Genomic DNA, 6148 nt, shown 5'->3' with positions numbered 1-6148 from the left:
TGTTGAGACCGGGCGGGGAACGAGGACATCGGACAGTGAAGCGCAGTCTCGATCGCAAAACCAGGATAGCGCTCGAACCGCGCAAACAGCCGCGGCAACAACGCTCCAGCAAGGTGGTCGACCGGATTCTCGACGCAGCGCTGGTCTTGACGCGGGAGCAAGGAACCAAGACGCCCACGACGCTCGCCATTGCGCAGCGCGCAGGCTTGTCGGTTGGTTCGATCTACCAATACTTTCCCAACAAGGAAGCCATTCTTCTGGACCTCGCCCGGCGCTGGCTGTCATCCTTTCCCGAGGTGATCGCCAAGCGTATCAAGGTCGCCCCGCCCACCAACCGTGAAGAGTTTCGGCGCGAAGTGCGCAAGCTCTTCATCGACACGTCCAGACTCTACCTCGAAAACGCCAGCCTGATGCCGGTGATCGAGGCCATTTCAGGCAATGCCGACCTCAGGCCGATCCAGAACGAATATGACGAGCAGATCATCGCGCTCTACGCCGCATGGCTGCAGCATGTGAACCCGGCGCTTGAAGACAAGATCGCCAGCCGGCTCGGCGTGCTGATGATGGACGTCGGGCACGCCTGCCGGCTTGTCGGGTTGAAAAGCGACCGCAAGACATACGACCTCATCGAGGATGATGTGGAAAGAATGTGGCTCGCTCTGGTGAGCCCTTATCTCAATCTTGAATCTTGACTGATTTCGCACTTCGAGAGGAATTTATGAAGACTGTTTTCTCCCCCCTTCACGCCGGCCATGCCGGCCAAATGGAACTGGTCACATCAGCCATCGTGCCGGGTTTCGAAAAGCCATCGAGGGCCGAATTCATCAAGGCACGGGTCGAAAGCGAGAAACTGGGTCCCATCATCGCGCCGCACGAACATGACCTCGCCGCCGCCAAGCGCATCCACAAATCGGACTATATCGACTTTCTTCCGACGGTCTGGCCGCAATGGCTGCAAGCAGGCCTCACGGGCACGGCGATGCCCTTCACCTGGCCGACGCGCGGCCTGCGCGGCGACGTGCCGCCAAAGCGCGTCGACGCACTGCTCGGCTATTATTCCTTCGATGCCGGCGCCACCTTCGTCGAAGGCACATGGGCTGCGATCAAGTCTTCTTACGATGTGGCGCTGACCGCCGCCGGCCTGGTCAAGGATGGCGAGGCTTCCGCCTTCGCGCTCTGCCGTCCGCCCGGCCACCATGCCGGGGCTGGCTTCATGGGCGGCTATTGCTACATCAACAACGCCGCCGTCGCCGCGCAATGGTTCCGCGACCAGGGCGCCAAACGCATCTCGATCCTCGATGTCGACTATCACCACGGCAACGGCACGCAGGAGATCTTCTACGACCGTGCCGACGTCCAGGTGCTCAATCTGCATGGCGATCCGATGGTCGAGTACCCGTTCTTCCTCGGCCATGCCGACGAACGCGGCGCGGGTGCCGGCGAAGGCTTCAACATCAACTATCCGATGCCCTTCGGCACCGACTGGGATGCATGGAACGCCTCGCTCGAGGATGCCTGCGCCAGGCTCACCGCTTATGCACCGGATGTCGTCATCGTCTCGCTGGGTGTCGATACGTTCGAGAAGGACCCGATCAGCCAGTTCAAGCTGAAGACATCTGATTATCCAAAGATCGGCCGCCGCATCGGCGGGCTCGGCCTGCCGACGCTGTTCGTCATGGAAGGCGGCTATGCCGTCGAGGAGATCGGCATCAACGCGGTCGGCGTGCTGACCGGGTTCGAGGATCGGTAAATGCCTGTCGTCCCGGAGCATCTAGCGGTTTTGGGACAACGACAGGCATAAGCAAGGGACGGCCGGGACCGGGCGGCAACATCGCCCGGTTCCCACTATCGGGCCAAGGCACCAGCCTTCGGCACGGCAACCGGCGCGCCCATCTGTTCAATGCTCCCGAGCCTGGCGAAATCGACCGGCCGCCGAAATGGCCGGCGAAGGTTTTCGCGTCCCGGTCTTCTGTTCCGAGGCGCGAAAACCGACCTCTGAGTCGCACGTGTGTCCATCGGATTCGATTTTGTCAAATCGCGTTTGATGTCAGATTCAACTGCGGGTAGATTAGACCCGAATCAGCCGGTCCTTGGGGGGCGCGGCGAACACCCAAAGTCTCTTGTTCCGGAGCTTTTCCGGCACCAGACGCGGACGGCTTCGCGTTCCCTGAATGGATTCGGGATTTGGTTCGGCGCAGCCCTGCGCCACGCGTGTGTCTTCGTCAAAGTAATGCGTATTCGGGTTTGGCGGCTGGCTTCCAGCATCCGGACAGCAGAAACGATTCCGGCCAAAAGCAACAAGAATGAGCAGTCCCGCCGCACTTCTTCAATCCGACACATTGGGCTCGCGCCTGACGTCGCGCGGCGATCTCACCAGCTTTTTCATGCAACTGACCGCCGAGATCGGCGCCGACAGCTACATGTTGGTCGCCATTGTCCACGACCAGGACCGCAACGATGCGCGCATCGTCTCCTCCAACTGGATTTTCGATGCCATCGAGCTGATCGGCAAGCGGCTGATCGCCGGGCTCGCGCAAGGCGCGCTCACCGTCGCGCCAGGTATCCGTCCACATCCGCTCGTGGCATCCCGGGCACCAGAAACAGACGGATTGATCACCGGAGAGGAAGCCCGCCTTCTCGACGTGCTCGGCCATGCCGAAATCTATTCGCTGCGCCTTAATGTCGGTCGCCAGCGCCTGTTCGCCCTGTTCTCTGCGGCGACCGCCGGCAGCATCGACCAGCCGGCGTTGATGCGGGCGCAACTGAAATGCTGCTACGCGCTCTCGCACATCCCGCAACTGATTGCCGCTGCCGCCATGCAGGATCCGTTGTCGGATCGGGAGCGCGAATGCCTGTTCTGGGTTTCCGAAGGCAAGACCACCGACGAGGTCGCCGTCATCCTTGGCGTCTCCTCCAACACCGTCAACAGCTACATCACCCACGCCATCCAGAAATTCGCGGCCAGCAACCGCGCGATGGCCATCGCCACGGCGATCAGGAGCGGCATCATTTGAAACACGCCGATATCAAGGAAACGGCCGAAGCCCTTTTCAACGAGCAGCGCAACCCGTTCGGAGCCTTCACCCTTGGCTCCGAAACCCATCACGCGGTCACCATTCCCGATGCCGTGCGCCGCTGCCGCTGGATCGCCGTTGACATGAATGCCTCGGCTTTCGGCCTCTTCTTCGTAAGCCCCTCGCCCGAGCGGGCGCGGCTCGTGCCATGCTTTGATTCCGACTATCCGGGCATTGCCGTGGCGACCAAGTTCATCTCAGGCGCCCACGGCGAGGAGATCGTGCGCCACACCCGCCTCTCGACCGAACCGCGCTGGTGGACGGATGACGGCGTCCTTGCCATGGTGGAGCTGTTTACCACTCTCGCCTGGACCGAGCAGATGGCGGCGCTGGTGCCCGGAACCAGCGGCATCGCTTTTCCCGTGCACGCCGACCGCGGCCAATGCGGTCTTGTCGTATTCCTGGGCTCGGAGATGACCTTGCAGCAGGATGCGCTCTACGAAATACACGCCCGCTGCTTTTCGCTGTTCGCCGCCGTCGCCCGCATCCGTCCGGGCGATACCGGCCGCATGCGGGCAATCTCCAAGCGCGAGCTCGAATGCCTTAAGCTGACCGCCAACGGCAACACCAGCGAAGAGATCGCGCGGCTCCTGAAACTATCGGTGCACACCGCTAACCAGTATCTGACCCAATCGACCCAGAAGCTCAACGCCGTCAATCGCAACCAGGCCGTGGCCAAGGCGCTGCGGCTGGGCTTGATCGAATAGGGGTTTTCGACAGGCAGCTCGATAGCGACCGACGTCAGCGATAGGCGAGCGGCTCGACCTTGCGGATACGCGCCTGTTCGATCACCGCCTCGAGCAGCGCCGTATTGTGCTCCGGGTCTTCGCCCGGCTTCTCGAACGACACGTAGTTGACCGCCACCGAAGCGCCGAGCTCGCTCAGCGTCAGCTGGAAATAGACGGTGACGCCGGGCGGCCTCAGTTCCAGATCGAGCACGATGCGCGGGCTGCCGCTCCAGTCGACATGCGCCTCACCACCATGGCCAAGCCGCAGAGTGCCCGGCATGAAGAACAACTCGACCGCTGAATCGACCAGGTCCGACAGGCACGCGAAATGCTCCAGCCGGATAAAGGCGATGTAGTCGGCGACATCGATCAGCCTGAGTTCCCCCACCACCTGCTCGATGGCGCTGGCGACTATGATCTCGCGAGATTTTGCGTGTGGTTGCCGGTTCATGAAATCTGTCTGCGCTCAGCCTTTTTCGAGTAGACGATCCGCACCAGTTCGGCGACGGCCTGGTAGAATTGTGACGGGATCACACTATCGACCGAAACTTGCTTGTACATGGAGCGGGCGAGCGCCACGTCCTCGAAGACCGGGATGTTGTGTTCCCGCGCGATCTCGCGGATTTTCAGCGCCACCAGATCCTGCCCCTTGGCCAGCACCATGGGTGCCGAGTCCTCGTCGCGCACATATTTCAGCGCGATCGAGAAGTGCGTTGGGTTGGCGATGATCAGCGTCGCGCGCGGCACCGCCGTCATCATCCGCTTGCGCGCCCGGTCGCGCGCCAGCGAGCGCAGCCGCGACTTGACGATCGGGTCGCCCTCGGACTGTTTGAACTCGTCCTTGACCTCCTGCTTGCTCATGCGCAGATCCTGCTTCCAGTGGAAGCGCGACCAGACGATGTCGATTGCCGCGATCAGCCCCATGACGAAGACGATCGCCACCAGGATGTCGACGGCGATGCCGCGGATGACGAGACCGAATGCGACCGGATTGGTGATCATCCCGGCGAGCAGCTTTCGGTGGTCTTCCGACAGCGTGAAGCTCAGCACGACGATGGCAAACCCGACCTTGCCGAGTGACTTCAGGAACTCGACCCAACCCTGGATGCCGAACAGCCTGTTCCATCCCTTGGCGATCGAAATGCGCGAGAGTTGCGGCCGGATCCGCTCGCCTACGAATTGCGGCATGTTCTGGAACACCGAGGCGCCGATGCCGGCGACGGTCAGCAGCACCATCAGGCTCAGGATGGCGCGGCCAACCTCGAGGAGGACGATCTTGTAGAGCGCGATGACGTCGGTCTCGGTGTCCATCGGCCAGGCTTCCGGCTTCTCCAGGAACATCGACAGGAACATGCCGAGATCGATGATCGCATCCTTGGCGTAGAAGACGGTGAACACCAGGATGGCAACGAACGAGGCAAGGAGCGCTGTCTCCCGCGAATGGGGCAGTTTGCCCTGTTCGATGGTGTCGCGGATCTTCTTTTCCGTCGCCTCTTCGGTTTTCGAATCCTTGTCGACCGCGTCAGCCATGGCGCGGCCTTAGGCGGCGTCTTGGGTCGAGGGCAGTTCGAAGGCGCCTTCGCGCGACAGCCGGATCGTCGTCGTAACGATCGTCTTGCGGGCCGCCGTGATGTCGGCGAGAGGGACCCCGTCCGAGCCCTGTCCGAGTTCGGCTTCGATCATGCGCCGCGAGCGGGCGCCGATGGCCGACAGCACCGATTCTGCGAGTGCGGCCGAAGTGCCGCGCAGGGCCAGCGTGACCAGTTCGGTCGAGAGCCCGTCGAACAGCAGCACCCGGGCTTTCTGGGTGAGCAACGGCAAGTCGTCGAAAGCAAACAGGCGAGCCCTCACACCGTCGAGATCAGGCGTGCCGGCTGCTTCCAGATCCTGCATGACCTCCTCGAGCAGCGGCTTGTCGAGTTCGTTGAGAACGCTGGCGACACGCGCCTGCCCGGCCGAGGTGTCCTTGGTCGAGGTTTCCGCCAGCACGCTGGCGCGCAGCCGGTTTTCGACGATCCTGGCGGCAGCGTCGGGAACATTGGCCATCGTCACCATGCGCTTGATGATTTCTCCACGCATCGGCTTGGTCAGTGTCAGCAGCACGTTGGCCGCCACCTGCGGCGCCAGCTTCGACAACACCATGGCCGCCGTCTGCGGATGCTCGCCGGCCAGGAAGGCACCAAGCCGCGCCGGTTCGAGCTTTTCGAGTTCGGGCCAGATCGGCGGCGGGCCTTCCGGTGCGACCTCGAATTTCTTGTCGCCCATGATCGCGCTCATCTCTTCGGGCGAGAGCGATTCGTTGAGGATGGTGTCCATCCTGTCGGCGGAATCGAGCAATCCCGCCCC

General features: G+C 62.3%; 7 protein-coding genes. 4 read left to right on the top strand and 3 right to left on the bottom strand.

Annotated features, from left to right (window positions below; all coding sequences use genetic code 11):
- The 4 genes from EN939_RS17295 to EN939_RS17280 form a co-directional block, all read left to right on the top strand.
- The coding region (locus EN939_RS17295; RefSeq protein ID WP_245473109.1) for a TetR/AcrR family transcriptional regulator at positions 1-692 on the top strand (692 nt) is incomplete at its 5' end.
- 26 nt (positions 693-718) lie between these two features.
- Positions 719-1750: a histone deacetylase family protein gene (locus EN939_RS17290; RefSeq protein WP_127268994.1), complete on the top strand. Its 1032-nt coding sequence runs from the start codon at positions 719-721 to the stop codon at positions 1748-1750.
- Between the two features lie 553 nt (positions 1751-2303).
- Positions 2304-3014 (top strand): helix-turn-helix transcriptional regulator, encoded by a 711-nt coding sequence (locus tag EN939_RS17285; RefSeq protein ID WP_127268993.1) that lies wholly within the window; start codon positions 2304-2306, stop codon positions 3012-3014.
- Positions 3011-3781, top strand: a complete 771-nt coding sequence (locus EN939_RS17280; protein ID WP_127268992.1) for a response regulator transcription factor — start codon at positions 3011-3013, stop codon at positions 3779-3781. Before EN939_RS17285 ends, EN939_RS17280 begins: the two co-directional genes overlap by 4 nt.
- A gap of 34 nt (positions 3782-3815) precedes the next feature.
- Here the strand turns inward: EN939_RS17280 and EN939_RS17275 are convergent, their stop codons facing one another.
- From EN939_RS17275 to EN939_RS17265, 3 genes are all read right to left on the bottom strand, one after another.
- Complete coding sequence (locus EN939_RS17275) at positions 3816-4253, bottom strand: hypothetical protein (protein WP_127268991.1); 438 nt, start codon at positions 4251-4253, stop codon at positions 3816-3818.
- Positions 4250-5332, bottom strand: a complete 1083-nt coding sequence (flhB, locus tag EN939_RS17270; RefSeq protein WP_127268990.1) for a flagellar biosynthesis protein FlhB — start codon at positions 5330-5332, stop codon at positions 4250-4252. Before flhB ends, EN939_RS17275 begins: the two co-directional genes overlap by 4 nt.
- A 9-nt stretch (positions 5333-5341) precedes the next feature.
- A partial coding sequence (locus EN939_RS17265) for a FliG C-terminal domain-containing protein (protein ID WP_127268989.1) occupies positions 5342-6148 on the bottom strand: 807 nt, incomplete at its 5' end.

Source organism: Mesorhizobium sp. M7A.F.Ca.CA.002.05.1.1, from assembly GCF_003998335.1.
Taxonomy (GTDB): Bacteria; Pseudomonadota; Alphaproteobacteria; order Rhizobiales; family Rhizobiaceae; genus Mesorhizobium.
Note: the sequence above shows the minus strand (reverse complement) of the source record. Positions and strands in the feature narration are given on the sequence as shown.

Excerpts from the sequence above, each read along its gene's own strand:
- EN939_RS17285 (WP_127268993.1), top strand. The coding sequence starts at position 2,304 with ATGAGCAGTCCCGCCGCACTTCTTCAATCCGACACATTGGGCTCGCGC.
- EN939_RS17290 (WP_127268994.1), top strand. The coding sequence starts at position 719 with ATGAAGACTGTTTTCTCCCCCCTTCACGCCGGCCATGCCGGCCAAATG.
- flhB (WP_127268990.1), bottom strand. The coding sequence starts at position 5,332 with ATGGCTGACGCGGTCGACAAGGATTCGAAAACCGAAGAGGCGACGGAA.
- EN939_RS17275 (WP_127268991.1), bottom strand. The coding sequence starts at position 4,253 with ATGAACCGGCAACCACACGCAAAATCTCGCGAGATCATAGTCGCCAGC.